A 26,606-nucleotide genomic window follows, 5' to 3' on the forward strand; every position below is an offset into this window, starting at 1 on the left:
GCATGGTCGACACCAAGGCGGCGGCGCGCACCGCCCGCGGCAACGAGTGGTTCGAACGCGTGGCGCGCGCGGGGTTCGCCGCCAGCGGCGTCCTGCATCTGTTCATCGCCTGGATCGTCCTGCGGCTCGCCTTCGGCAGCGCGGGCAACGCCGACCAATCTGGGGCGCTCGCAGCACTTTCCGCGCAAACCGGTGGCACCGTGATGCTCTGGCTCGCCGCAGTGGGCCTGGCAGCCCTCGGCGCCTGGCACGTGGTGGAGGCCGTCGTCGAGGACGACGTCAAGGATCGCGTGAAGTCCATCGCCACCGCTGCCGTGCACGTGGCCCTGGCGTTCTCGGCCGCACGGTTCGCCATGGGCGGCGGCCAGTCCAGCGGCCAGCAGAACGCCGGGATGTCGGCCACCATGATGCAGTCCACCTGGGGACGCATCCTGCTGTTCGCCGTTGCCATCGGCGTCGGGGCGGTGGGCGCCTACCACGTCTACAAGGGCGTCACGAAGAAGTTCTTCGAAGATCTCGACGTACGGGGCGGCGCCGGCGTCACCGCCGTCGGCATCACGGGGTACGTCGCCAAGGGCGCCGTGCTGGTGGGCACCGGCATCCTGGTGATCGTCGCGACCCTCACCTCCGACCCCGCCAAGGCGTCCGGCGTCGACGCCGCGGTCAAGACCCTCGGCGGCGCGCCGTTCGGGCAGTTCCTGTTGGTGCTGGCCGCCATCGGCATCGCGGCGTACGGGGTCTACGGCTTCGTGCACAGCCGCCACGCCAAGATGTGAACCGGCCCCGGACCACGCTGCCGGCGTCGTGTTGCCGTCGTGTTTCGGTGATGCGTCGGCCACGAGTACCGGTGCGCACGCGACGCGGCGCACCGCATGTGAGTTGGTGTTGACAGCGCGGACACCGAGGCGCAACGGGTGCAACACGGCCAGCCCGTAGAACCGGTGCATGTCGAAATTCACACGGAACCGCGACATCCAGGACTGGGACGCCGAAGACGTCGCCGCGTGGGATGCCGGTAACGACAAGGTGGCCCGCCGCAACCTCCTCTGGTCGATCTTCGCCGAACACGTCGGCTTCTCGATCTGGTCCATCTGGTCGGTGATGGTGCTGTTCATGCCGCAGGACGTCTACGGCATCGACGCCGCGGGCAAGTTCTACCTGGTGGCGGTGCCGACGCTGGTGGGGGCATTCATGCGCATCCCCTACACCGTCGCCCCCGCGCGTTTCGGGGGACGCAACTGGACCATCGTCAGCGCGCTGCTGCTGCTCGTCCCGACGATCCTGACGTTGTGGGCCATGACGACCCCGGGCACCACCTACACCACGTTCATGGTCGTGGCGGCGTTCGCGGGCTTCGGCGGTGGCAACTTCGCGTCGTCCATGACCAACATCAACGCGTTCTACCCCCAACGGCTCAAGGGTTGGGCGCTGGGTCTCAACGCGGGCGGCGGCAACATCGGCGTGCCGGTCATCCAGCTCGTCGGGCTGTTGGTCATCGCCACCGTCGGCAACACCGCTGCCGAACTCGTCTGCGCCGTCTACCTGGTGCTCATCGGCTTGGCCGCGCTCGGTGCGGCGCTGTTCATGGACAACCTGCGCAACCAGACCTCCAACCTGGGTGCCCTCGCAGAAGCCCTGCGGTACAAGCATTCCTGGGTCATGAGCTTCCTCTACGTCGGCACGTTCGGGTCCTTCATCGGGTTCTCGTTCGCCTTCGGTCAGGTCTTGCAGATCAACTTCCTGGCCGGTGGTGACACCCCCGCCCAGGCTGCGCTGCACGCCGCGCAGATCTCGTTCCTGGGTCCGCTGCTCGGCTCACTGTCGCGGCCGGTGGGCGGCAAGCTCGCCGACCGGATCGGTGGCGGCACGATCACGCTGTACACGTTCGTGGCGATGATCTTCGCGGCGGGCATCCTGGTGGCGGCCGGCATGCTCGACGACGCGACGGCCGGCGCCCCGACGGGTGGGCAGTTCGTCGGCTACGTCGTCGGGTTCATCGTCCTGTTCGTGCTCTCCGGGCTGGGCAACGGCTCGACCTACAAGATGATCCCGTCGATCTTCGAGGCCAAGGCCGCCGACAAGGACGGCTGGACGGCCGAGGCCAAGGCCGACTGGTCGCGGCGCATGTCGGGCGCCCTGATCGGCTTCGCAGGCGCGGTGGGAGCCCTCGGTGGAGTGTTCATCAACATCGCCCTGCGGATGTCCTACGTCGGCGCCGCGAAGTCGGCCACCAACGCGTTCTGGGTGTTCCTGGCCTTCTACGTGGTGTGTGCCGTGGTGACCTGGTTCGTCTTCCTGCGGATGCGGTCCACGCGTGCGGTCGCGCACCTCGAGCCCGCGCCCGCCCCGGTCGGTTGAGCGAGCAGACGACCCGGACGGCGTGCTCGTACTGCGGCGTCGGGTGCGGGATCTCCGTGCAGACCCGCCCCGGCCCGGCTGGGGCCCCCGTGATCGCCCGGGTCAGCGGAGACCGGTTGCATCCCAGCAACTTCGGGCGGCTGTGCACCAAGGGCGCCACGCACGCCGAACTCATGGCCGCGGCCGACGGCCGGCTGACCACGGCGCTGGTGCGCCGTGACGGTGAACTGCGGGAGGTCGACGTCGACGGTGCCGTGGCCGAGGCGGCCGCCAGGATGCGGGCCATCGTCGACGAGCACGGACCGGACGCCGTGGCCCTCTACGTGTCCGGGCAGATGTCGCTCGAGGCGCAATACCTGGCCACCAAGCTGGCCAAGGGCTTCCTGCGCACCGTGCACCTCGAGTCGAACTCGCGACTGTGCATGGCAAGCGCGGGAACGGGTTTCAAGCAGTCCCTCGGCGCCGACGGGCCACCCGGGTCCTACGTCGACTTCGACCGGGCCGACCTGTTCTTCGTCATCGGCGCCAACATGGCCGACTGCCATCCGATCCTGCACCTGCGGATGGCCGATCGCCTCAAGGCCGGCGCCAAGCTCGTCGTGGTGGACCCGCGACGCACCGCGACGGCCGACGCGGCCGACCTGTACCTGCAGATCCGCCCCGGCACCGACCTCGCGCTGCTGAACGGTCTGCTGCACCTGCTGCTCGCCGACGGCGCCGTCGATCAGGACTTCATCGCCGAGCACACCGAGGGCTGGGAGGGCATGCCCGAGTTCCTCGCCGACTATCCGCCGCACGTCGTCGCCGAGATCACGGGCCTCGCCGAGCAGGACGTCAGAACCGCGGCGCGGATGATCGCCGAGGCGGACGAGTGGATGTCCTGCTGGACCATGGGGCTCAACCAGAGCACCCACGGCACCTGGAACACCAACGCCATCTGCAACCTGCATCTGGCCACCGGCGCCATCTGCCGCCTTGGCAGCGGACCGATGTCGCTGACCGGCCAACCCAACGCCATGGGCGGGCGCGAGATGGGATATATGGGGCCGGGCCTGCCCGGGCAGCGCACGGTGACGTCGCCCGAGGATCGCGCGTTCGTCGAACGCCGGTGGGGTCTTCGACCGGGCAGCATCCGCAGCGACGTCGGACCCGGCACCATCGAGACGTTCCGCGCGATGGCGGCGGGCGAGATCAAGGCCTGCTGGATCATCTGCACCAATCCCGTTGCGTCGGTGGCCAATCGGGGAACCGTGATCGCCGGTCTCGAGAAGGCCGAGTTGGTGGTGTGCCAGGACGCCTACCGGGACACCGCCACCACCGCCCACGCCGACGTCGTGTTGCCCGCCGCGCTGTGGGCCGAATCCGATGCCGTCATGGTGAACTCCGAGCGCACCCTCACGCTGCTGAACCGTTCGGTGCCGCCGCCGGGTCAGGCGACGCCCGACTGGCGGCTCATCTGCCAGGTGGCCGAGCACCTCGGCTTCGGCGCCCACTTCCGCTACGCCTCGAGCGCGGAGGTGTTCGACGAGATCCGCGGCTTCTGGAATCCGCGGACCGGCTACGACCTGCGCGGGGCCAGTTACCAACGGCTGCGCGACACGCCCCTGCAATGGCCGGTGGCCCCCGACGGTCCCGCCCGCAACCCGGTGCGCTACCTCAACGACGGTGTCAGCCAGGACGTCCACGTCACCGAGGACGGACGCCGCCCGCGGCTGGCGTTCCCCACGCCGTCGCGGCGTGCGGTGTTCCACCCGAGGCCGCACCTCGAGGCCGACGAACTGCCCGACGACGACTTTCCGATGGTGCTCAACACCGGCCGGCTGCCCCACCAGTGGCACACGATGACCAAGACGGGCCGCGTCGCCAAGCTCACCAGGCTCGACCCGCGACCGTTCGTGGAGGTCCATCCCGACGACGCACGGCGGCTCGGCATCGCGGCGGGCGCGGGCGTGCAGGTGGCCTCGCGCCGGGGGCGCGCGGTGCTGCCGGTCAGGATCTCCGACCGGGTCCGCGTCGGCTCCTGCTTCGCCCCATTCCACTGGAACGACGTCCACGGCCCCGAGCTGGCGATCAACGCGGTGACCAACGACGCCGTCGACCCGGATTCGCTGCAACCGGAGTTCAAGGCGTGTGCGGTGCGGTTGACGCCGGTGCCTGCCGAGACGATGCCTGCCGAGACGATGCCGCAGCGCGCCGGGGTGCCGGACCTCGACGACGAGCGGACGTCGGCGCCGGGCCCGGGCTCGCCGTCGGGGCCCGTGGTGCTGTGGGCCTCCCAAACCGGAACCGCGGAGGACGTGGCCGCGGAGGCGGCGCGTCGGGTGGCGGGCGCACGCCTGTTGGCGATGGCCGACGCGACGCCCGCCGACCTCGACGGCGTCGCCGACCTGCTGGTGGTGACGAGCACCTTCGGTGACGGCGGTCCGCCCGACGACGGCGCGGCGTTCTGGGAACGTCTGGGTGCCGCCGATGCGCCCGCACTCGACGGCACCCGGTTCGCGGTACTGGGCATCGGCGACCGGGCCTACGCGGACTTCTGCGGGCACGCCAGGTCGCTGGACGGCAGGCTGGCGCAGCTGGGCGCGACCCGGTTGCTCGAGCGCGTCGACGCCGAGGCGCACGACGAGGCGTCGGTGGCCCGCTGGTTCGACCGGGTGGCGGCCGTGCTGGGTGCCGCCGAGGCCACCGCATCGGGGGAGCCGGGGGTGGTGCGGTCCGCCGGGACGGGTACGCGGCCCGGTGCCTTCACCCGGGCGCGTCCGCTGCGGGTGCCGTTGAGCCGCAACGTGTTGCTGACCCCGCCGACGGCGCGCAAGGAGGTGCGACAGTTCGGGTTCGACGTCTCCGAGCACGACGTGACGTACGGGGTGGGGGACGCCCTGGGCGTGTACGTGAGCAACTCCGCGGAGGTGGTGGACGCGTGGCTGGCGGCGACGGGTCTCGTCGGCTCGCAAGCGGTCCACGTCGACGGGGCCGACGTGGCGTTGCGCGACGCGCTGACGCGGTCGTTCGACGTGTGCCGCGCGACCCCGAACCTGCTGTCCTTCGTCGCGGAGCGGTGTGGCGACCGGGCGGCGCGCCGGCTGCTCGGCAGGGACGGCGACGCGCGTGACCGGTGGCTGTCGGGGCGCAACGGGTTGGACGTGGTGGCGGAGTTCGGGGTGCGCGCGGACGCGCAGGAGTGGTTGGACGTGCTGGTGCGGTTGACGCCGCGGCAGTACTCGATCGCGTCGAGTCCGCTGGTGAGTCCGCACGAGATCCAGCTGACGGTGTCGGTGGTGCGCTACCGCAACCCGCGGGGGATGGCACGCGGCGGCGTGGCGACGACGTTCCTGGCCGACCGCGCGACGCACGCGGAGGTGTTCCTGCAACCGTCGCCGCACTTCCGGCCGCCGCAGGACGGTGACGTCCCGATGATCATGGTGGGTCCGGGGACCGGGGTGGCGCCGTTCCGCGGGTTCCTGCAGGAGCGGCGGGCGCTGGGGCACGCCGGCCGCAACTGGCTGTTCTTCGGCGACCGGCATCGCCGCGAGAACTTCTACTACCGCGACGATCTCGAGGACATGGTGCACGACGGTCTGCTCAGCCGTCTGGACCTGGCGTTCTCGCGGGACCAGGCGGAGCGGATCTACGTGCAGCACAAGTTGACCGAGCACGGCGCCGACGTGTGGCGCTGGCTCGAGGACGGGGCGCACCTGTACGTGTGCGGCGACGCCAGCCGCATGGCCCGCGACGTCGACGACGCGCTGACCACCGTGATCCGCCGCCACGGCGGTCTCTCGTCCGACGCCGCCCGCGACTACAAACGCGAACTCATCGCCACGAAACGTTACGTGCGCGACGTGTACTGACGCCGAGCGCACGGATGATGACGTGACACGCCGAGGGGCCCGTCATCGACCGGAGTGTCGGGCACGGGGTCACACAACCGACGGGGACCACGCAACCGACGGGGCCACACAACCGACGGGGCCACTTAACCGACGAAGGCCACGACGTGTGTCGTGGCCTTCGTGCTCTGGTGTCCGAGGGGGGACTTGAACCCCCACGCCCGTTAATAGGGCACTAGCACCTCAAGCTAGCGCGTCTGCCATTCCGCCACTCGGACCTAGTGGGCGACTTAGGTTAACGGATGGGACACCCCGGACCCAAACCGGCATGGTGCGGTGGTGGTACGAATGGTGACGTGAGCGTTGCCGACGACGTGGCGGCCGAGGTCGTAGGCCTGGTCAGTGAACTCATCCGCTTCGACACCTCGAACACGGGGGAGTTGGAGACCACCAAGGGCGAGGCCGAGTGTGCGCGCTGGGTCGCCGCCCAGCTCGAGGAGGTCGGCTACGAGACCACCTACGTCGAGGCCGGCGCGCCCGGCCGCGGCAACGTCTTCGCCAGACTCGCGGGCGCCGACCCGTCCCGTGGCGCGCTGATGGTCCACGGGCACCTCGACGTCGTGCCCGCCGAGCCCGCCGACTGGAGCGTGCACCCGTTCTCCGGCGCCGTCGAGGACGGGTACGTGTGGGGCCGCGGCGCGGTGGACATGAAGGACATGGTCGGCATGACCATCGCCGTCGCACGGCACTTCAAGCGGCACGGCATCGTGCCGCCGCGTGACCTGGTGTTCGCGTTCCTGTCCGACGAGGAGAGCGGCGGCAAGTACGGCGGGCAGTGGCTCGTCGACCACCGGCCGGAGCTGTTCGCCGGCGTCACCGAGGCCGTCGGGGAGGTCGGCGGCTTCTCGCTGACGGTGCCGACGCGCGACGGCGGCGAGCGCAGGCTCTATCTCGTCGAGACGGCCGAGAAGGGCCTGGCCTGGATGCGGCTGACGGCGCGTGGCCGGGCCGGTCACGGGTCGATGGTGCATGACGACAACGCGGTCACCGCCGTCGCGCAGGCCGTCGCCACGCTGGGACGCCACCAATTCCCGGTGGTGCTCACCGAATCCGTCGAGCAGTTCCTGACCGCCGTCGGCGAGGAGATGGGCGTCGAGTTCGACGTCACGTCCCCCGACATCGAGGGGCAGATCGCCAAGCTCGGGGGCATCGCCCGCATCGTCGGCGCGACGCTGCGCGACACCGCCAACCCGACGATGCTCAAGGCCGGCTACAAGGCCAACGTCATCCCGGCGACGGCCGAGGCCATGGTCGACTGCCGCGTGCTGCCCGGCCGCAAGGAGGCCTTCGAACGCGAGGTCGACGAGCTGATCGGGCCCGACGTCACCCGCTCCTGGGAGCGCGACCTGCCGTCGGTGGAGACGACGTTCGACGGCGACCTGGTGGACGCCATGAACGCCGCCCTGCTCGCACTGGATCCGGGCGCGCGCACCGTGCCGTACATGCTCTCCGGCGGCACCGACGCAAAGGCGTTCGTGCGCTTGGGAATTCGCTGCTTCGGATTCGCGCCGCTGCGGTTGCCCGCCGATCTGGACTTCTCGGCCCTGTTCCACGGGGTCGACGAACGGGTACCCGTGGACGCGCTGGAATTCGGCGCCCGCGTGCTGGAGCGCTTCCTGCGCACCTGCTAGCAAGACCGCAACCGACGACCGCACACCCGAACCCGAAAGGACACCATGGCCGCCTCTCCGTACGACGCCTTGCCTCAGCTGCCCACCTTCACGCTCACCTCGAAGGCCATCACCGACGGTCAGCCGTTCGGCAACGACCAGGTCAGCGGCATCATGGGCGCAGGCGGATCCGACGTCTCACCGGATCTGAGCTGGTCGGGGTTCCCCGAGGAGACCCGCAGCTTCGCGGTGACGATGTACGACCCCGACGCGCCGACGGGCTCGGGATTCTGGCACTGGGCCGTGGCCAACCTGCCCGCCACCGTCACCGAGCTGCCCGCCGGCATCGGCGACGGCAGCAGCCTGCCCGGTGACGCGGTCACGCTGACCAACGACGCCTCGGTCAAGCGGTTCATCGGCGCGGCCCCGCCCGCCGGGCACGGACCCCACCGGTACTACGTCGCCGTGCACGCGGTCGACGTCGAGAAGCTGGACCTGCCGGAGAACGCCACGCCGGCCTACCTCGGTTTCAACCTGTTCGGTCACGCGATCGCCAGGGCCGTCATCCACGGCACCTACGAGCAGAAGTAGCCGCTCACCCGCTGGCCGACCCGACGGCGTCGGCCAGCGAGGCGTGGCCCCCGGCGCGCAGCCGCGCCGCCAACCCGTCGTGCAGCCGCTTGGCCCACAGGCCGCCGCCGTAGACGAAACCGGTGTAACCCTGGACCAGCGATGCGCCCGCGGTGATCCGCTCCCAGGCGTCGTCGGCGGTCTCGATGCCGCCGACGCTGATCAGCACCAGGCGGCCCCCGACGCGCCGGTACAGCCTGCGCAGGATCTCGACGGAGCGCCGTGCCACCGGCGCACCCGAGATGCCCCCGGCACCCAGCTCGGCGACCCCGGGGGTGACGAGGCCGTCGCGCGAGATCGTGGTGTTGGTGGCCACGATGCCCGCCAGGCCCAGGTCCACGGCGAGGTCGGCGATGGCGTCCACGTCGTCGTCGGACAGGTCGGGGGCGATCTTCACCAGCACCGGCGTGGAGGTCGCCGCGCGCACGGCGGCGAGGATCGGCCGCAGCGACTCGACGGCCTGCAGGTCCCGGAGTCCCGGGGTGTTCGGCGAGCTGACGTTGACCACCAGGAACGCCGCCAACTCGCCGACGCGGCGGGCGCTCGCGGCGTAGTCGGCCACCGCGTCGTGCGCGGGCGTCGCCTTGGTCTTGCCGATGTTGACGCCGATGGGCACGTCGGGACGGCTGGCGGCCAGCCGGCGTGCGAGTGCGGCCGAACCGTGGTTGTTGAAGCCCATCCGGTTCAGCAGCGCGCGGTCGGCGGCCAGGCGGAACAGTCGCGGCCGCGGGTTTCCCGGCTGCGCGGCGGCGGTCACGGTGCCCACCTCGGCATAGCCGAATCCCAGTGCGCCCCAGGTGTGCAACCCCGTGCCGTCCTTGTCGAACCCGGCGGCCAATCCCACCGGCCCCGGGAAGCGCACGCCGAACACCGTCGAGGCCAGCGCCGGATCGCGTGGCCCGAGGCGCCGCAGGAGGGCCCGCCGCAGCGGTGCCGGGGCGGTGACGGCGCGCAGCGCGGCGAAGATCCAGGTGTGCACGCGTTCGGGGTCGACGAGGAACAGGACGCGGCGCAGCAGCTGGTACGTCACGATGCCGGCTGGTCGCCGAGGAGGCGGTCGGCGGCGGTCTTGCGGCGGCGCAGCAGCACCCGCCGGGATCCGTCGGTGTACAGCCGCACGCGCGTCAGCTCCCATCCTCGGTACTCGGCCTCGATGGACAATCGCGTCGACGCCGTGAGGCGGGTCACGTCGGGCGGGAGCCGCAGCGGAATCCACTCGTAGTCGTCGGAGAGGTCGGCCTCCCACGCCTTGGGCATGCGGCCGCGCTGCGCACTCACGAGCCCGGCACCGCGTCGCGGATCACCTGCACGCCCGCACCCGAGCCGGACACCACGAACAACGTGTTCGAGGCGTCGTCGAAAGCCAGGGAGTTCGGTTGCTGCACGGTCCTATGACGCACCTTCTCGACGGGTATTCCGGTGGCCAGATCGTAACCAACCACGACGTTCGTCGCCGTCTCCGACACCCACGCCAGCTTCTGCGAGCCCGCGAGGCCGTAGGGGGCGCCGCCCACGGGATAGCGCTGCCGCAGCATCAGCGGATCCGTGCCGAAGACCAGCAGCGACTCGCCCCGGGTGTCGGCCACCAGGAACCGGGCCTGCGGGTCGGCGGCGATGGTGGTGGCGCCCTCACCGGCGCGCAGCGCGTGCTGGGCCTTCTCCCCGGACGGGTCCACCGTGGTGACCGACGTCTGTCCACGGTCGAGCACGGCCACCGTGTTGCCCTGGACGGCCAGCGCGTCGACGCGGGCGAAGATCTTCAGCCGGGCCTTGACCGCCGTGTCCGAACCCAGCGTGTACACGGCCCCGTCGGCGGTGCCGAGCGCGAGCAGGCCGTCGGCGCGGTGGGCGATCGCGGTGAAGTCGACGCCTGCCGCGTCGTCCACGGCCACGCTGCGCACCCGCCCGTCGTCACTGCCCCCGCCGAGCCCGACGCGCAGGTAACCGCCACGCGTCGCCACGAAGGCGGTGCCGTCACCGTCACCGGTCAGCGCGCTGCCCGCCGCGGGCAGCGGCACGGTGCGACTGCCGCCGTCGGTGCCGAACAGCGTCAGCGCCGAGGTGCCCTGGGGGACGGTGGTGAGCACCGCGAGCACGCGGGTGCGGGCGTCGAACACGCTGGCCGTGCCGGGCGCGGTCAGGCTGCGCACGACGCCGTCCGGTTGCGTGGCCGGCGGTGACACGGCGGCCGTGGCGGGTGCGATGGTCGGCGGCGGGGCGTCGGCCTGATCGGTGGACGAACACGCCACGGCGACGACGGCGGCAACGGCGGTGAGGCCGGCCAGGGCGGCGCGGCGTGGCCGAGGGACGATGTTTCGTTCGCGTGGCAAAGGGTAGCTCTCGGACGTGTGTGCGTTGAGACGGTCGACCGTCGAGTGTAGGCAAGCCGCAGGTGCCGTCTCGGGCGCGTATCGCCGCGCCTACCGTACGGCCGACGGTATGGTCACTCGATGACCCTCGCGGCGAACGACCACGTGGCCGCCGACCGCTTCGGGTTCGAGGACATCTCGACCGGGGTGTACGGCAGCGGCTTCGGCTCGGTCGGCGACGGGCGCTCGTTCTCCTTCCAGGTCGACCGGCAGACGTTGCTGGTCCAGGTGTATCGGCCGCGCACCAGCGGGCCGGTGCCACAGGACGAGGACGTGGTGGCGACGGCGTCGCGCAGCTTGGCGCACGTGGACGTGACCGACGAACGGAGTCTCGCCGCCGCGGTGCGCGACGCGGTGGCCGCGGCGCAGCCGGTGCCGCGTACAGCTCGCTGACAGTTCGCTCACGGTACGGTCATCGGCGTGATGGACGCTGCCATGACGTGGCTACAGGTGATCGTGCTGTCGATCGTCCAGGGTCTGACGGAGTTTCTGCCGGTCTCCTCGTCGGGACACCTGGCCATCGTCTCCACCGTCTTCTTCGACCGTGACGCGGGTGCCTCGTTCACCGCGGTGATCCAGATCGGCACCGAACTGGCGGTGCTGATCTACTTCGCCAGGGACATCGGCCGCATCCTGGCCGCATGGTTCGGCGGCCTGCGGGACCCGCAGCGGCGCACCCCCGACTACTGGCTGGGGTGGTGGGTCATCATCGGCACCATCCCCATCGGCATCGTCGGCCTGGCGTTCAAGCACTACATCCGCGACGACATCCGCAACCTCTGGATCATCGCCACCGCGCTGCTGGTGTTCTCGGCGGTCATCGCCGCCGCCGAGTACTTCGGCAGGCAGACCCGGCCCATCGAGACGTTCACCTGGCGAGACAGCGTGATCATCGGCACCTCGCAGGCGCTGGCCCTCATCCCGGGCGTCTCGCGGTCGGGCGTGACGATCAGCACCGGCCTGTTCCTCGGCCAGAAGCGCGAAGCGGCGGCCCGGTTCGGCTTCTTGCTGGCCATCCCGGCCGTGCTGGCGTCGGGGCTGTTCTCGCTGCCCGATGCGTTCCACCCGGAGGGCACCGGGCAGAGCGCCACGGGTCTGCAGCTGCTGGTGGGCACCGTCATCGCGTTCGTGGTGGGCTACGCCGCCATCGCCTGGTTCCTGAAGTTCCTGGTCAACCACAGCATGTACTGGTTCGTCGGCTACCGCGTGGTGGTCGCCGTGGTGGTGCTGGGCCTGCTGGCCACGGGAACCGTGGCTGCGCAGTGACGCGTCACGCGGTCACGGTAAGAATGGTCGCGTGACGGTCATCCTGCTGCGCCACGGTCGCTCCACGTCGAACACCGCGCACACGCTGGCCGGGCGCTCCGAGGGCGTCGACCTCGACGACAAGGGCCGGGCGCAGGCCGAGGCCCTCGTCGACCGGGTCGGCGAACTGCCCGTGGTGGCGATCGTGCGGTCGCCGCTGCTGCGCTGTGCCAGCACCGTCGCCCCGCTGGCCGCCGCCCGCAACCTCACCCCGGTGGTCGACGACCGGCTGATCGAGGTGGACTACGGGCAGTGGACGGGACGCAAGATCGCCGACCTGCTGAAGGAACCGCTGTGGGCGGTCGTGCAGCAGCACCCCAGCGCCGCGGTGTTCCCCGACGGGGAGGGGCTCGCGCAGGTGCAGGCGCGGGCGGTGGCGGCGATCCGGGAGCACGACCGGGTACTGGCCGAGACCCACGGTGGCGACGCGCTGTGGGTGGCGTGCACGCACGGCGACGTGATCAAGGCCGTGGTGGCCGACGCGTTGGGCGTGCACCTCGACGGGTTCCAGCGCATCACCGCCGACCCGGCGTCGATGAGCGTGATCCGCTACACGTCGGTGCGCCCGTTCGTGCTGCACGTCAACCACACGGGCAGCGCGCTCACGTCGGCGCTCGTCCCCAAGCCGGAGCAGGCACCGGTTACCGACGCCACCGACGCCGTCGTCGGAGGGTCCCCGGACTGACCATGGACCGACCACGGACCGACCACGGACTGACCACCGACTGACGCCGCGCGCCTGACGGCACCACCTCACCTCGATACCGGTATTTTGGAAGGGCCATGCCCCGTTCGATTCACGTCTTCCGCTCACCCGACCGCTTCGTGGCCGGGACCGTTGGGCAACCGGGAAACCGAACGTTCTACCTGCAGGCGGTCCACGACAAGCGCGTCATCTCGGTGATGCTGGAGAAGCAGCAGGTGGCGGTGCTCGCCGAGCGCATCGCCGCGCTGCTGCTGGAGATCAACCGCAGGTTCGGCACCCCCATCCCGCCGGACACCGGCGAGGTGGACGACCTGAGCCCGCTGATCATGCCGGTCGACGCCGAGTTCCGGGTCGGCACCATGGGCCTGGGCTGGGACTCCGAGGCGCAGACGGTCGTGGTCGAGTTGCTCGCGGTGTCCGAGACGGAGTTCGACGCGTCGGTGGTGCTCGACGACGCCGAGGACGGCCCGGACGCGGTGCGGGTGTTCCTCACGCCGGAGTCGGCGCGGGAGTTCGCGACGCGGTCCAACCGGGTGATCTCCGCGGGGCGGCCCCCGTGCCCGCTGTGTGACGAGCCGCTCGACCCCGCAGGCCACATCTGCGTGCGCACCAACGGATACCGGCGCGGTGCGTTCGGCGGGGGAGATGGTGACGACGCCGAGTTCTGAGGCCGCCGACGGGGCCGACGGGGCCACCGGGGCCGCCGACGAGGTCCTGCTCCGCGGCGAGTTGACCGTCGTCGGGCGGATCCGGTCGGCGAGCAACGCCACGTTCCTGTGCGAGGCGGTGTTCGGCGATGCGGTGGAACAGTGCGTGTACAAGCCGGTGCGCGGCGAGGCGCCGCTGTGGGACTTTCCCGACGGCACGCTGGCCGGCCGCGAGTACGGCGCCTACCTGGTGTCGGCCGCGCTGGGGTGGAACGTGGTACCCCGCACCGTGGTTCGCGACGGACCGGTGGGCCCGGGCATGGTGCAGCGGTGGGTGGAGCAGCCGGACCCCGACGACATGCCCGGCGATGCCCTCGACCTCGTGGATCTGGTTCCCGCCGATCGCGTGCCGCCCGGCTACCTGCCGATCCTGCAGGCCTACGACCATCGCGGCGACGAGGTGACCCTGGTGCACGCCGACGATCCGCGACTGCGTCTGATGGCGGTGTTCGACGTGTTGATCAACAACGCCGACCGCAAGGGCGGGCACATCCTGCACGGCCTGGACGGCCGGGTCTACGGCGTGGACCACGGTGTGAGCCTGCACTGCGACGACAAACTGCGCACGGTGCTGTGGGGCTGGGCGGGCAAGCCCGTGGACGACGACGTCCTCGCCGACGTCCGACGGCTGCGCGACGCGGTGGACGGCGACCTGGGAGCCCAGCTGGAACCCTTCGTGACCGCCGAGGAGATCACCGCGCTGTACCTCAGAACCATTGCCCTGCTTGAGGATCCGGTGATGCCGACGCCCGATCGGCACCGCCCCATACCGTGGCCGGCTTTTTAGGGTCCGGTGCGGTAACGGTCCGTGCCGAACGGTGTCGTGTTCTACGCTGGCGCACATGACCGATCATGACAAGGCCGCCGCCCGCCGCGAGCTGACCGATGCCCTCCTCAAGGCGCTGGACCGCAGGCACGAGGTGCTCGACGTGATCGTCGAGGCGCAGGACAAGGCGGCCGCGGTCAAGGCCATCGCCACGCTGCTGGAGACGTCGCAGCAGGGCGGGGAGGCCGTGATGGCGATGCAGTTCGACCGGCTGACCCGCGACTCGCGCAGGCGCATCGCCGAGGAACTGGACGACCTCAACAAGCAGCTCACCTTCACGTTCGCCGAACGCCCGGCCAGTTCGGGTGACGACCTGACGCTGCGACCGTTCTCCGGTACCGAGGACCGCGACCTGTTCGCCGCGCGCACCGAGGACGTCGGCGCCACCGGTGACGGCTCGGGCGGCCCGGCGGGGTCGCTGGACGACGAGATCGCCGCCGCGCTGGGTCGGGTCTCGGCCGAGGAAGCGGTGTGGTTCGTCGCCCTGGACGGCGCCCAGAAGGTGGGCATGGTGTTCGGTGAGCTGGTGGCAGGCGAGGTCAACGTGCGCATCTGGATCCACCCCGAGCACCGCCACCGCGGCTTCGGCACGGCGGCGCTGCGTCGGTCGCGGTCGGAGATGGCGGCGTGCTTCCCGGCGGTCCCCATGGTGGTGCGCGCGCCCGGCGCCGTGCCGAAGGCATGACGGACGCGGCCCTGGCCGCGCAGATCGCAACCGAGGCCGGCGAGCTGCTCCTGGCCCTGCGCGAGCAGGTGGGGTTCGCCGACCCGTACGGTCTCGGCGATCTCGGCGACCGCCGGGCCAACGACCTCATCCTGAAGCGCCTGGCGCAGGAGCGGCCCCGGGACGCGGTGCTGTCGGAGGAGGCCGCCGACGATCTCGCCCGGCTGTCGGCCGACCGCGTGTGGATCGTCGATCCCGTCGACGGCACGCGGGAGTATTCGATCCCGCGCCGCGTCGACTGGGCGGTGCACATCGCGCTGTGGCAACGCGGGGCGGGGGACGCATCCGGCGCGGGTGGCATCTCCGACGCCGTGGTGGGCCTGCCCGCCTCCGGCATCGTCTACCGCACCGACACCGTCACCGGTCCGCCGCCGCGCGCGCCCGGTCCCATCCGGATCGCCACCAGCAGGCACCGGCCGCCGACGCTGCTGTGGTACCTGCGCGACGTCATCGACGTCGAACTGATCGGCATCGGGTCCGCAGGCGCCAAGGCCATGGCGGTGGTTCGTGGCGAGGTCGACGCGTACGTGCACGCCGGTGGCCAGTGGGAGTGGGACTCCGCGGCGCCTGCCGGCGTGGTGCGGGCCGCCGGCCTGCACGCCTCGCGCATCGACGGCTCGCCGCTGCTCTACAACCGCCCGGACCCGTACCTGCCGGACCTGCTGATGTGCCGGCAGGAGTTCGCCGAACCGCTGCTGACGGCCATCGCAAGCGTCCTCTGACCCGCACGCGGGAATGGATCGGACCCGCGAGGCGTCCGAATGGAGGCGCCGCGCCGACGCGCGACATGACACGGACACCCCCGTACGCGAGGAGACGGACATCGAAACTAGAGTCGACGCCATGCAATCGTGGCCCGCACCGGCAGTGCCGGAGGTGCTGGGGCGCGGTCCGGAACTGCGGCTCTTCGACAGCGCCGACCGGCAGGTGCGCCCGGTGTCCGCCGGCGACGTCGCGACGATGTACGTCTGCGGCATCACCCCGTACGACGCGACACACCTGGGGCATGCCGCCACCTACCTGACCTTCGACCTGGTGCATCGGCTGTGGCTGGACTCCGGCCGCACCGTGCGCTACGTGCAGAACGTCACCGACGTCGACGATCCGCTGTTCGAGCGGGCCGAGCGTGACGGCATCGACTGGCGGACGCTCGGCGACCGCGAGACCCAACTGTTCCGCGAGGACATGGCGGCGTTGCGGGTGCTGCCGCCGCACGACTACGTGGCGGCCACCGACGCCATCGCCGAGGTCGTCGAGCTGGTCGAGAAGATGCTGGCCTCGGGTGCGGCCTACGTCGTGGACGACGAGTACCCGGACGTGTACTTCCGGGCCGATGCGACGCTGCAGTTCGGCTACGAGTCGGGGTACGACCGCGAGACCATGCTGCGCCTGTTCGGTGAGCGCGGCGGCGATCCCGACCGGGCGGGCAAGGCCGATCCGCTCGACGCGCTGCTGTGGCGTGCGGAGCGTCCCGGCGAGCCCAGCTGGCCGTCGCCGTTCGGGCCGGGCAGGCCCGGTTGGCACGTGGAGTGTGCGGCGATCGCGCTGTCGCGTCTGGGCACCGACCTCGACGTGCAGGGCGGCGGCAGCGACCTGATCTTTCCCCACCACGAGTTCTCCGCCGCGCACGCCGAGGCCGTCACCGGCGAGCGGCGGTTCGCACGGCACTACGTGCACGCCGGCATGATCGGCTGGGACGGCCACAAGATGAGCAAGAGTCGCGGCAACCTGGTGCTGGTGTCCCGGTTGCGGGCCGACGGCGTCGAGCCGTCGGCGATCCGGCTGGGGCTGTTCGCCGGCCACTACCGCAGCGACCGGTTCTGGAGCGACGACGTGCTCGCCGAGGCCCAGACCCGCCTGGCCACGTGGCGGCGGGCGGCGGGGCTGCCCGCGGGCCCGGCGGCCGACGACGTCGTCGCGCGGGTCCGGCAGTACCTCGCCGACGACCTGGACACCCCGAAAGCGCTTGCCGCGCTGGACGGCTGGTCGGCCGATGCCCTGGAGTACGGCGGTCACGACGCGGGGGCCCCGCGCACGGTCGCTGCGGCCGTCGACGCCCTGCTCGGGGTCACCCTGTAGTACGTTTCGGCCATGGTGTCCGGGACCGACGTTCGTGGCAAGACCGTGTTCCTCACCGGCGGGGCCGCCGGGATCGGCGCCGACGTGGCGCGCCGACTGCACGCCAAGGGTGCCCAGCTGGTGCTCACCGACGTCGACCGGGCGCAGCTGACGGCGATCTCCGCCGAGCTGGGTCAGACCCGCGTGCTGACCGCGGTGGCCGACGTCCGTGACCTGGCGGCCATGCACGCCGCCGCCGCGGCGGCCGTCGAACGGTTCGGCGGCATCGACACCGTGGTGGCCAACGCCGGCATCATCAGTTACGGCTCGGTGCTGCAGGTGGATCCGGAGGCGTTCCGGCGGCTGCTGGAGGTCAACGTGCTGGGCGTGTTCCACACCGTGCGGGCGACGCTGCCGTCGGTGCTCGAGCGCCGCGGCTACGTGCTCATCGTGTCGTCGTTGGCGGCGTACGCCGCCGCGCCGGGCCTGGCTCCGTACAACGGGTCGAAGGCCGCCGTCGAGCAGTTCGCCAATGCGCTGCGCCTCGAGGTGGCCCACCGCGGCGTCGCCGTCGGATCGGCGCACATGTCCTGGATCGACACGGCCATGGTGCGCGACACGAAGTCGGACCTGTCGATGTTCGGGGAGATGCTGTCGCGGCTGCCGTGGCCGCTGTCGACCACCACGTCGGTGGGCAAGTGCGCCGACGCATTCGTCAAGGGCATCGAGGGGCGCCAGACGCGGGTGTTCTGTCCGGAGTGGGTGGCCGTGGCCCGGTGGCTCAAGCCGGTGCTGTCGACGCGGCTCGGTGAGGCGCCGGTGCGGGCCATCGTGCCGGACATCCTGCCGCGGATGGACGCCGAGGTGGCCGCGCTGGGACGGTCCACGAGCGCACACACCGAGGAGATGGAACGCACCGACCAGGAGTGACCCGGAGTGACGTCCCGGGGCTATCCCCGGAAGCCCGGGCCGCGGCGGCGGAGGTAGCGCTCGAATTCCGCGGCCAGCGCGTCGCCGTCGATCTTGCCGATGGCCTCGGTCATGTCGACCTCGGCGTCGCCGCGTTCCTCGAGTGACTGCACGTACTCGGCGATCTCCTCGTCCTCGGCGGTCATCTCGGTGACGGCCTGCTCCCACTCCTCGGCGGCGGTGATCAGGTCGGCCAGCGGCACCTCGACGTCGAGGACCTCCTCGACGCGGCGCAGCAGCGCCACGGTGGCCTTCGGATTGGGCGGCTGCGAGACGTAGTGCGGTACGGCCGCCCAGAACGTGACGGCGGGGATGCCTGCGGCCACGCACGCGTCCTGGAACACCCCCGCGATGCCGGTCGGCCCCTCGTAGCGGGTCTCCTCGAGGCCGAAGTACTTGGCCGAGTCGGGGGAGTAGGCCGCACCCGACACCGGCACCGGCCGGGTGTGCGGGGTGTCGGCCAGCAGCGCGCCCAGGATCACGACGGTGTCGACGTTGAGCTTGTCGGCGATGGCCAGCAACTCCGCGCAGAAGGTGCGCCAGCGCATGTTCGGTTCGACGCCGTGCATCAGCACCACGTCGCGGTCGCTGCCGGGCGGGCGGCAGTAGGAGATCCGCATCGACGGCCAGACCAGCTCGCGCGTCACGCCGTCGACCTGCCGGATCACGGGTCGGTTCACCTGGTAGTCGTAGTAGGACTCGTCGTCGATCTCGACGATGGTCTCGGCCTCCCACATGGCATCGAGGTGCTCGACGGCGTCGCTGGCCGCGTCCCCGGCGTCGTTCCAGCCCTCGAAGGCCGCGACCACGATGGGGGCGTTCAGATCGGGCAACTCTGTCACCAAACCAGCGTAAGCCCTGCACCGTCGCCGCGGCTTGCACCACCGCCGGTTCGGCGGGCGACGCGGCGGGTCGACGAAATACCACCGGTTGCCCTCTGGTTAACCTGGATGACGACGACATCGCCGACGGGATCACCGCCAGCTCTCGCCACGGTGTCGAGCTGGGCGTCCAGACGTCGTCGGGGTGACGACGTAGACTCTTCTCGCCGAGAGGCGTTGCAACGGATCCGGGTGTTCGCCGGTGTCCGCCACGCTCGGCGAGAGTCAAGGACGCCTTCCGCCACGGAAGGGAACGTACGTGAACGCCTCTGATTCGCTCGCCTCCGCGCCACCGGCGTTCGAGCCGAACATCCGGCCGGACTGCACTGCGGAGCTGACGGCCGCCCTCCGATCGCGGATCGTGGTCATCGACGGCGCCATGGGCACCGCCATCCAGCGGGATCGGCCCGACGAGGCCGGCTACCGCGGTGACCGCTTCACGGAGTGGCCGACCGCCCTCCAGGGCAACAACGACCTGCTCACCCTGACGCAGCCGCAGCTCATCGAGGGCATCCACCGCGAGTACCTCGAGGCGGGCGCCGACATCCTCGAGACCAACACGTTCAACGCCAACGCCGTCTCGCTGGCCGACTACGACATGGTCGACCTGGCGTACGAGCTGAATCATGCGGGGGCCGCGCTGGCGCGTAAGGCAGCCGACGAGTTCGGCACCCCGGACCGGCCCCGCTACGTCGCAGGCGCCATCGGCCCGACGACGCGTACGGCGTCGATCTCGCCCGACGTCAACGACCCCGGCGCGCGCAACGTCTCCTACGACCAGCTGGTGGCGGCCTACCTGGAGGCCGCCAACGGTCTGGTCGACGGCGGTGCGGACCTGCTCATCATCGAGACGATCTTCGACTCGCTGAACGCCAAGGCCGCGGTGTTCGCCGTGGAGACGCTGTACGAACAGCGCGGCCGCCGCTGGCCGCTGATCATCTCCGGCACCATCACCGACGCGTCCGGTCGCACCCTGTCCGGTCAGGTCACCGAGGCCTTCTGGAACGCGATCCGGCACGCCAGGCCGCTCGCGGTGGGGCTGAACTGCGCGCTGGGTGCCCCCGAGATGCGGCCCTACATCGCCGAGGTCGCCCGCATCGCCGACACGTTCGTGTCCTGCTACCCCAACGCCGGCCTGCCCAACGCGTTCGGCGAGTACGACGAATCACCCGAGCGGCAGGCGTCCTACATCGCCGAGTTCGCCGAGGCCGGGCTGGTGAACCTGGTCGGCGGCTGCTGCGGCACGGCACCGCCGCACATCGCCGAGATCGCGAAGGTGGTCGAGGGCAGAAAGCCCCGCGAGCTGCCGCAGATCCCGGTCGCGACCCGGCTCTCGGGGCTGGAGCCGCTCAACATCACCTCCGACTCGCTGTTCGTCAACATCGGCGAGCGCACCAACATCACCGGCTCGGCCCGGTTCCGCAACCTCATCAAGGCCGGCGACTACGACACTGCCCTGTCGGTGGCCCTGCAGCAGGTGGAGGTCGGTGCGCAGGTCATCGACATCAACATGGACGAGGGCATGATCGACGGCGTCGCCGCCATGGATCGCTTCACCAAGCTGATCGCGGCCGAGCCCGACATCAGCCGCGTCCCGGTGATGATCGACTCCTCGAAGTGGGACGTCATCGAGGCCGGCCTGAAGAACGTGCAGGGCAAGCCGATCGTCAACTCGATCTCCCTGAAGGAGGGCGAGGAGAAGTTCGTCCGCGAGGCCCGGCTGTGCCGCAAGTACGGCGCCGCCGTCGTCGTCATGGCCTTCGACGAGCAGGGCCAGGCCGACAACCTGGAGCGGCGCAAGGAGATCTGCGGCCGCGCCTACCGGATCCTGACCGAGGAGGTCGGCTTCCCGGCCGAGGACATCATCTTCGACCCGAACTGCTTCGCGCTGGCCACCGGCATCGAGGAGCACGCCACCTACGGCATCGACTTCATCGAGGCGTGCGCGTGGATCAAGGAGAACCTGCCGGGGGTGCACATCTCCGGTGGCATCTCCAACGTGTCGTTCTCGTTCCGTGGCAACAACCCGGTGCGCGAGGCCATCCACGCGGTGTTCCTGTTCCACGCCATCAAGGCCGGGCTGGACATGGGCATCGTCAACGCAGGCGCATTGGTGCCGTACGACTCGATCGACCCCGAGCTGCGGGACCGCATCGAGGACGTGGTGCTCAACCGGCGCCCCGACGCCGCCGAACGCCTGCTGGAGATCGCCGAGCGGTTCAACACGTCCGAGAAGGCCGACGATCCTGCGGCGGCCGAGTGGCGCAGCCTGCCGGTGCGCGAGCGCATCACGCACTCGTTGGTCAAGGGCATCGACGCGCACGTCGACGACGACACCGAGGAACTGCGGGCCGAGATCGCCGCAGCCGGCGGCCGTCCGATCGAGGTCATCGAAGGCCCGCTGATGGACGGCATGAACGTCGTCGGCGACCTGTTCGGCTCGGGCAAGATGTTCCTGCCCCAGGTCGTGAAGTCCGCCCGCGTGATGAAGAAGGCGGTGGCCTACCTGCTGCCGTACATCGAGGCGGAAAAGGAAGCGTCGCAGACCAAGACCAAGGACACCAACGGCACGATCATCATGGCGACGGTCAAGGGCGACGTTCACGACATCGGCAAGAACATCGTGGGCGTGGTGCTGCAGTGCAACAACTACGAGGTCATCGACCTCGGCGTGATGGTGCCCGCCCAGAAGATCCTCGACGCGGCCAAGGAACACGACGCCGACATCATCGGGCTGTCCGGGCTGATCACCCCGTCGCTGGACGAGATGGTCAACTTCGCCGTCGAGATGGAGCGGGAGGGCCTCGAGATCCCGCTGCTGATCGGCGGGGCCACGACGTCGCGCGCCCACACCGCGGTGAAGGTGGCGCCGCGTCGGTCCGGTCCGGTGGTCTGGGTGAAGGACGCGTCGCGCTCGGTGCCGGTGGCCGCCGCACTGCTCGACGACAAGCAGCGGCCCGCCCTGTTGGAGGCCACGGCGGCGGACTACGCGTCGCTGCGGGAGCGGCATGCGCAGAAGAACGAGCGGCCGATGCTGACGTTGGAGAAGGCGCGCGCCAACCGCACGCCGATCGAGTGGGACGGCTACGCGCCACCGGTGCCCGCGCAGGGTCTGGGCGTGCGGGACTTCTCCGACTACGACCTGGCCGAACTGCGCGAGTACATCGACTGGCAGCCGTTCTTCAACGCCTGGGAGATGAAGGGCCGGTTCCCCGACATCCTCAACAACCCGGCGTCGGGCGAGGCGGCCCGCAAGCTGTACGACGACGCCCAGGAGATGCTCGACACGTTGATCAAGGAGAAGTGGCTGACGGCCAACGGGGTCATCGGCTTCTTCCCCGCGAACGCCGTCGGCGACGACGTCGAGGTCTACACCGACGAGAGCCGCACGCAGGTGCTGACGACGCTGCGCAACCTGCGCCAGCAGGGGGAGCACCGGCCCGGCATCCCGAACCGGTCGCTCGGCGACTTCGTCGCGCCCAAGGAGACCGGGACCGCGGACTACGTCGGGGCCTTCGCCGTCACCGCCGGGCTCGGTGGACAGGACAAGATCGCCGAGTTCAAGGCCGCGAACGACGACTACAGCGCGATCCTGCTGGAGTCGCTGGCCGACCGGCTGGCCGAGGCGTTCGCCGAGCGGATGCACGAGCGGGTGCGCAAGGAGTTCTGGGGTTATCAGCCCGACGAGCAGCTCGACAACGCGGAGCTGATCGGGGAGCGCTACGTCGGGATCCGGCCTGCGCCCGGCTACCCCGCCTGCCCGGAGCACACCGAGAAGGAGACCCTCTTCGAAATGCTCGACGTGACGAAGCGGACCGGCATCGAGCTGACGGAGTCCATGGCGATGTGGCCGGGGGCCGCGGTGAGCGGCTGGTACTTCTCGCATCCGCAGTCGCAGTACTTCGTGGTCGGCCGCTTGGCGCAGGATCAGGTGGCCGACTACGCCCGGCGCAAGGGCTGGACGTTGCAAGAGGCCGAACGCTGGCTGGCGCCCAACCTGGGCTACAACCCGGAGGACTAGCGGCACCCCCGAAAGGTCTGGTGTGAGCCGGGGCACCCGCATGGTGATGCGACAATCGAACACATGCGCGCAGTGCTCTGGGACATGGACGGCACCCTCGTCGACTCCGAGAAGCTGTGGGACGTCGCGCTCCAGGAGCTGTATCGGCGCCGCGGCGCCGAGCTGACCCCCGAGGTCCGCGAGACCACCATCGGTGCGTCGGCCGACGACCTCATGGCCATCGTGTTCGACGACCTGGGGTTGGAGCGCGACCTCGCGGCGATGCGCCGCGAGAGCGACTGGCTGCACTCCTACACCGGGGAACTGTTCGCCGCCGGGCTGCCGTGGCAGCCCGGCGCGAAGGAGATGCTCGATGCGCTCGCCGCAGAGGACGTTCCGATGGCGCTGGTCACCAACACCCGCCGGGACCTCGCCGATCAGGCCTTGAGCAGCATCGGGCGGCACTACTTCACGGTGACCGTGTGCGGCGACGAGGTGGCCCGCGGCAAGCCGGCGCCGGACATCTACCTGCGTGCCGCCGAACTCTTGGACCTCGATCCCGCCGACTGCCTGGCGGTGGAGGATTCGGTGGCCGGGGCCACCTCGGCGGAGGCCGCCGGGTGCGTCGTGGTGGTGGTGCCCTCGGAGGTGGACGTGCCGCTGGGCGCGCGCCGCACGCGTGTCGACTCGCTGGACGTCGTGACGGTCGCCGACCTGGCGGGGATTCACGCCGGCCAGGGGTGCGGCGCCGACGTGCGCTGAAACGTCCCTGCCTCGAGACGCCATCGCGATCTCGGATCGCCCGTGGACCGGGCCCCGCGGTGCTTGAATGACCCCGTGAACCCGCTCGGGTCACCGCAGCGCTGCGAAGGGGCGACACATGGCTGGTCAGGGTCCTCCGGTCGACGATTCGGCCTCGCCGTTCCTCGACGACCACTATTCCTCGGGCAAGAGCGCCATCCGGATCGCGTCGGTCGCCGCGCTGGGCGGTCTGCTGTTCGGGTATGACAGCGCCGTCATCAACGGCGCGGTGGAATCGGTGCAGAAGCACTTCCAGATGGGCAACTTCGTGCTCGGCTGGGCGGTGGCCTCGGCGTTGATCGGCGCGGCGGCCGGCGCGCTGACAGCCGGCCGCATCGCCGACAAGCTGGGCCGGTTGTCGGTCATGAAGATCGCCGCAGTGCTGTTCTTCGTCAGCGCCATCGGCACCGGTCTGGCCACCCACGTCTGGATGTTCATCGTGCTGCGCGTCATCGGCGGCATCGCCGTGGGCGTGGCGTCGGTGATCGCACCCGCCTACATCGCCGAGACGTCGCCGCCGGGCATCCGTGGCAGGCTCGGCTCGCTGCAGCAACTGGCCATCGTCAGCGGCATCTTCCTGTCGCTCGCCGTCGACGCGCTGCTGGCCAAGCTCGCCGGTGGCGCGAGCGAGCCGCTGTGGCTGGGCCTCGAGGCGTGGCGGTGGATGTTCCTGATGATGGCGATCCCGGCCGTCGTCTACGGCGCGCTCGCGTTCACCATCCCGGAGTCGCCGCGCTATCTCGTTGCCACGCACCGTATTCCGGAGGCGCGCCGGGTGCTCACGCTGCTGTTGGGTGAACGCAACCTCGAGATCACGATCGACCGGATCAAGGCGACGCTCGACGCCGAGAAGCCGCCGTCGTGGCGTGACATGCGCAAGCCGACGGGCGGCATCTACGGCATCGTCTGGGTGGGCCTCGGCCTGTCGATCTTCCAGCAGTTCGTGGGGATCAACGTGATCTTCTACTACAGCAACGTGCTGTGGCAGGCCGTCGGTTTCGACGAGAGTTCGTCGTTCACGATCACGGTCATCACGTCGATCGTGAACATCGCGACCACGCTGATCGCGATCGCGCTGATCGACAAGATCGGCCGCAAGCCGCTGCTGCTCATCGGGTCGGCCGGCATGGCCGTGACGCTCGCGACCATGGCCGTCATCTTCGGCACCGCCACACAGGTCGACGGCCAGCCGCAGCTGGGTGGGGCCACCGGGCCCATCGCGCTGGTGGCCGCCAACCTGTTCGTCGTGGCGTTCGGCATGTCGTGGGGTCCCGTGGTGTGGGTACTGCTGGGGGAGATGTTCCCCAACCGCATCCGCGCGGCCGCGCTGGGTCTGGCCGCGGCCGGGCAGTGGATCGCCAACTGCCTCGTCACCGCGACGTTCCCCGAGCTGCGCAACACCCTCGGGCTGGCCTACGGCTTCTACGCGCTGTGCGCGGTGCTGTCGTTCCTGTTCGTGGCGAAGTGGGTGCGAGAGACCAAGGGCGTCTCGCTGGAAGACATGCACGCCGAGGTGCTGGCGGACGACCGCAGGACGGCCGCCACCTGAGCCGCCGCGAACCGGCGTGACCCGTCGCGCGCGCACGTGAAACAATCGCGTGCCGTGAAGACCTTCGAAGCCCTGTTCGCCGAATTGAGCGAGCGCGCGCGCACCCGCCCGGCGGGCAGTGGCACCGTCGCCGCGCTGGACGGCGGCGTGCACGGGCTCGGCAAGAAGATCCTCGAGGAGGCCGGCGAGGTGTGGATCGCCGCCGAGCACGAGGGTGACGACGAGCTGGCCGGGGAGATCAGCCAGCTGCTCTATTGGACGCAGGTGCTGATGATCAAGCGTGGCCTGACCCTCGACGACGTGTACGCCAAGCTGTGAGCGCCGTGTCCCAGGCCGGCGGGGGGAACGGCTCGTCGGCCATGCTGCGCGTCGCGGTGCCCAACAAGGGCGCCCTCAGCGAGTCGGCCGCCGAGATCCTGTCCGAGGCGGGGTACCGTCGCCGACGCGACGTCAAGGACCTGACGGTCATCGACCCGGTGAACAACGTCGAGTTCTTCTTCCTGCGCCCCAAGGACATCGCGATCTACGTGGGGTCCGGACAGCTCGACCTCGGCATCACCGGCCGCGACCTGGCCGCCGACTCGGACGCCTCCGTGCGTGAACGACTGGCGCTGGGGTTCGGCGGGTCGACGTTCCGGTACGCCGGCCCGGCGGGTAGGCAGTGGACGGTCGCCGACCTCGCGGGGTTGCGCATCGCGACGTCGTTTCCCAACCTGGTCCGGAAAGACCTGGCCGCCAAGGGCATCGACGCCACGGTGATCCGGCTGGACGGGGCAGTCGAGATCTCGATCCAGCTCGGCGTCGCCGACGTCATCGCCGACGTCGTCGGCTCGGGGCGCACGCTGAGCCTGCATCAGCTGGTGGCGTTCGGCGACCCGCTGTGCGAGTCGGAGGCCGTGCTCATCGAGCGCGCCGATGCCGACCCCGCGAACGCGGCTGCGCGCGATCAGCTGACCGCCCGCGTCCAGGGTGTGGTGTTCGGCCAGCAGTACCTGATGCTCGACTACGACTGCCCTCGGGCCGCGCTGGAGCGCGCCGTCGCCGTCACGCCGGGTTTGGAGTCGCCGACCATTGCGCCGCTGGCCGACCCGGACTGGGTGGCCGTGCGCGCACTGGTGCCGCGGCGCGACGTCAACGCGATCATGGACGAGATCGCGGCCATCGGTGCCAAGGCGATCTTGGCTTCCGACATCAGGTTTTGTCGCTTTTGACGTGTTAGCGTG

General features: G+C 70.5%; 23 protein-coding genes, 1 tRNA gene and 1 riboswitch. Of the genes, 19 read left to right on the forward strand and 5 right to left on the reverse strand.

The genetic code is table 11. From position 1 onward, the window contains the following. Positions 1 to 2: 2 nt before the first annotated feature. The 3 genes from AC30CM_RS10530 to AC30CM_RS10540 all read left to right on the forward strand — a co-directional run bounded on the left by AC30CM_RS10530 (position 3) and on the right by AC30CM_RS10540 (position 6,209). The gene (locus AC30CM_RS10530) at positions 3 to 776 is read left to right on the forward strand and encodes a DUF1206 domain-containing protein (RefSeq protein WP_490116807.1); all 774 of its coding nucleotides are present in this window, start codon (positions 3 to 5) and stop codon (positions 774 to 776) included. A gap of 169 nt (positions 777 to 945) precedes the next feature. Continuing rightward, on the forward strand, positions 946 to 2,358 hold the full coding sequence (locus AC30CM_RS10535; RefSeq protein WP_490116808.1) for a nitrate/nitrite transporter: 1,413 nt from the start codon (positions 946 to 948) through the stop codon (positions 2,356 to 2,358). A gap of 56 nt (positions 2,359 to 2,414) precedes the next feature. Then, positions 2,415 to 6,209 carry a bifunctional nitrate reductase/sulfite reductase flavoprotein subunit alpha gene (locus AC30CM_RS10540; RefSeq protein WP_490116809.1) on the forward strand — a complete coding sequence of 1,265 codons (3,795 nt, stop codon included), beginning with the start codon at positions 2,415 to 2,417 and terminating at the stop codon, positions 6,207 to 6,209. A 168-nt stretch (positions 6,210 to 6,377) separates the two neighbouring features. Here AC30CM_RS10540 and AC30CM_RS10545 read toward each other — a convergent pair. Then, positions 6,378 to 6,466 (reverse strand) — tRNA-Leu (locus AC30CM_RS10545). Between the two features lie 24 nt (positions 6,467 to 6,490). Between AC30CM_RS10545 and AC30CM_RS10550 the strand changes: the two genes are divergently transcribed. Together AC30CM_RS10550 and AC30CM_RS10555 are read left to right on the forward strand one after the other, a co-directional pair. Further along, the gene (locus AC30CM_RS10550) at positions 6,491 to 7,879 is read left to right on the forward strand and encodes a M20/M25/M40 family metallo-hydrolase (RefSeq protein ID WP_490116810.1); all 1,389 of its coding nucleotides are present in this window, start codon (positions 6,491 to 6,493) and stop codon (positions 7,877 to 7,879) included. Between the two features lie 45 nt (positions 7,880 to 7,924). Further along, positions 7,925 to 8,449, forward strand: coding sequence for a YbhB/YbcL family Raf kinase inhibitor-like protein (locus AC30CM_RS10555; RefSeq protein ID WP_490116811.1), 525 nt, complete (start codon positions 7,925 to 7,927; stop codon positions 8,447 to 8,449). Positions 8,450 to 8,453: 4 nt separating this feature from the next. On the opposite strand, the gene AC30CM_RS10560 is transcribed toward AC30CM_RS10555, so the two are convergent. Genes AC30CM_RS10560 through AC30CM_RS10570 form a run of 3 tightly spaced genes read right to left on the reverse strand, consistent with a single transcriptional unit; the run spans position 8,454 to position 10,818 of the window. Continuing rightward, entirely contained in the window at positions 8,454 to 9,518 is a 1,065-nt protein-coding gene (locus tag AC30CM_RS10560) for a quinone-dependent dihydroorotate dehydrogenase (protein WP_490116812.1), read from the reverse strand. Continuing rightward, positions 9,515 to 9,745, reverse strand: coding sequence for a DUF5703 family protein (locus AC30CM_RS10565; RefSeq protein WP_490116875.1), 231 nt, complete (start codon positions 9,743 to 9,745; stop codon positions 9,515 to 9,517). Before AC30CM_RS10565 ends, AC30CM_RS10560 begins: the two co-directional genes overlap by 4 nt. A gap of 17 nt (positions 9,746 to 9,762) precedes the next feature. After that, the gene (locus AC30CM_RS10570; RefSeq protein ID WP_490116813.1) at positions 9,763 to 10,818 is read right to left on the reverse strand and encodes a YncE family protein; all 1,056 of its coding nucleotides are present in this window, start codon (positions 10,816 to 10,818) and stop codon (positions 9,763 to 9,765) included. 120 nt (positions 10,819 to 10,938) lie between these two features. On the opposite strand from AC30CM_RS10570, the gene AC30CM_RS10575 reads away from it, so the two are divergent. The 9 genes from AC30CM_RS10575 to AC30CM_RS10615 all read left to right on the forward strand — a co-directional run bounded on the left by AC30CM_RS10575 (position 10,939) and on the right by AC30CM_RS10615 (position 18,113). Further along, on the forward strand, positions 10,939 to 11,250 hold the full coding sequence (locus AC30CM_RS10575; RefSeq protein WP_490116814.1) for a hypothetical protein: 312 nt from the start codon (positions 10,939 to 10,941) through the stop codon (positions 11,248 to 11,250). A gap of 42 nt (positions 11,251 to 11,292) precedes the next feature. Then, a complete protein-coding gene (locus tag AC30CM_RS10580; RefSeq protein WP_490116876.1) occupies positions 11,293 to 12,123 on the forward strand; it encodes an undecaprenyl-diphosphate phosphatase in 831 nt (276 codons plus the stop codon). A 31-nt stretch (positions 12,124 to 12,154) separates the two neighbouring features. Further along, positions 12,155 to 12,847 (forward strand): histidine phosphatase family protein, encoded by a 693-nt coding sequence (locus tag AC30CM_RS10585; RefSeq protein WP_490116815.1) that lies wholly within the window; start codon positions 12,155 to 12,157, stop codon positions 12,845 to 12,847. Between the two features lie 98 nt (positions 12,848 to 12,945). Next, positions 12,946 to 13,536: a DUF3090 domain-containing protein gene (locus tag AC30CM_RS10590; RefSeq protein WP_490116816.1), complete on the forward strand. Its 591-nt coding sequence runs from the start codon at positions 12,946 to 12,948 to the stop codon at positions 13,534 to 13,536. Next, positions 13,514 to 14,362, forward strand: a complete 849-nt coding sequence (locus AC30CM_RS10595; RefSeq protein ID WP_490116877.1) for an SCO1664 family protein — start codon at positions 13,514 to 13,516, stop codon at positions 14,360 to 14,362. The genes AC30CM_RS10590 and AC30CM_RS10595 overlap by 23 nt, the downstream gene beginning before the upstream one ends. A gap of 55 nt (positions 14,363 to 14,417) precedes the next feature. Next, positions 14,418 to 15,086: a GNAT family N-acetyltransferase gene (locus AC30CM_RS10600; RefSeq protein ID WP_490116817.1), complete on the forward strand. Its 669-nt coding sequence runs from the start codon at positions 14,418 to 14,420 to the stop codon at positions 15,084 to 15,086. Then, positions 15,083 to 15,847, forward strand: a complete 765-nt coding sequence (locus AC30CM_RS10605; protein ID WP_490116818.1) for a 3'(2'),5'-bisphosphate nucleotidase CysQ — start codon at positions 15,083 to 15,085, stop codon at positions 15,845 to 15,847. Before AC30CM_RS10600 ends, AC30CM_RS10605 begins: the two co-directional genes overlap by 4 nt. 121 nt (positions 15,848 to 15,968) lie before the next feature. Continuing rightward, complete coding sequence (mshC, locus tag AC30CM_RS10610) at positions 15,969 to 17,204, forward strand: cysteine--1-D-myo-inosityl 2-amino-2-deoxy-alpha-D-glucopyranoside ligase (RefSeq protein WP_490116819.1); 1,236 nt, start codon at positions 15,969 to 15,971, stop codon at positions 17,202 to 17,204. Positions 17,205 to 17,216: 12 nt separating this feature from the next. Beyond that, on the forward strand, positions 17,217 to 18,113 hold the full coding sequence (locus AC30CM_RS10615; protein ID WP_490116820.1) for an SDR family oxidoreductase: 897 nt from the start codon (positions 17,217 to 17,219) through the stop codon (positions 18,111 to 18,113). Positions 18,114 to 18,133: 20 nt separating this feature from the next. Here AC30CM_RS10615 and AC30CM_RS10620 read toward each other — a convergent pair whose 3' ends face one another. Then, positions 18,134 to 18,994: a PAC2 family protein gene (locus AC30CM_RS10620; RefSeq protein ID WP_490116821.1), complete on the reverse strand. Its 861-nt coding sequence runs from the start codon at positions 18,992 to 18,994 to the stop codon at positions 18,134 to 18,136. Positions 18,995 to 19,196: 202 nt separating this feature from the next. Beyond that, positions 19,197 to 19,277, forward strand: a riboswitch (S-adenosyl-L-homocysteine riboswitch). A gap of 15 nt (positions 19,278 to 19,292) precedes the next feature. On the opposite strand from AC30CM_RS10620, the gene metH reads away from it, so the two are divergent. The 5 genes from metH to hisG all read left to right on the forward strand — a co-directional run bounded on the left by metH (position 19,293) and on the right by hisG (position 26,594). Further along, a complete protein-coding gene (metH, locus tag AC30CM_RS10625; protein ID WP_490116822.1) occupies positions 19,293 to 23,054 on the forward strand; it encodes a methionine synthase in 3,762 nt (1,253 codons plus the stop codon). Between the two features lie 63 nt (positions 23,055 to 23,117). Further along, the gene (locus AC30CM_RS10630; RefSeq protein ID WP_490116823.1) at positions 23,118 to 23,795 is read left to right on the forward strand and encodes an HAD family hydrolase; all 678 of its coding nucleotides are present in this window, start codon (positions 23,118 to 23,120) and stop codon (positions 23,793 to 23,795) included. A gap of 118 nt (positions 23,796 to 23,913) precedes the next feature. Next, complete coding sequence (locus AC30CM_RS10635) at positions 23,914 to 25,383, forward strand: sugar porter family MFS transporter (protein WP_490116824.1); 1,470 nt, start codon at positions 23,914 to 23,916, stop codon at positions 25,381 to 25,383. Positions 25,384 to 25,419: 36 nt separating this feature from the next. Next, positions 25,420 to 25,701: a phosphoribosyl-ATP diphosphatase gene (locus AC30CM_RS10640; protein ID WP_490116825.1), complete on the forward strand. Its 282-nt coding sequence runs from the start codon at positions 25,420 to 25,422 to the stop codon at positions 25,699 to 25,701. A 41-nt stretch (positions 25,702 to 25,742) separates the two neighbouring features. After that, on the forward strand, positions 25,743 to 26,594 hold the full coding sequence (hisG, locus tag AC30CM_RS10645; RefSeq protein ID WP_490116878.1) for an ATP phosphoribosyltransferase: 852 nt from the start codon (positions 25,743 to 25,745) through the stop codon (positions 26,592 to 26,594). The last annotated feature ends 12 nt before the right edge of the window (positions 26,595 to 26,606 follow it).

It is taken from the genome of Mycobacterium sp. DHQP2018-32-09, assembly GCF_058148405.1.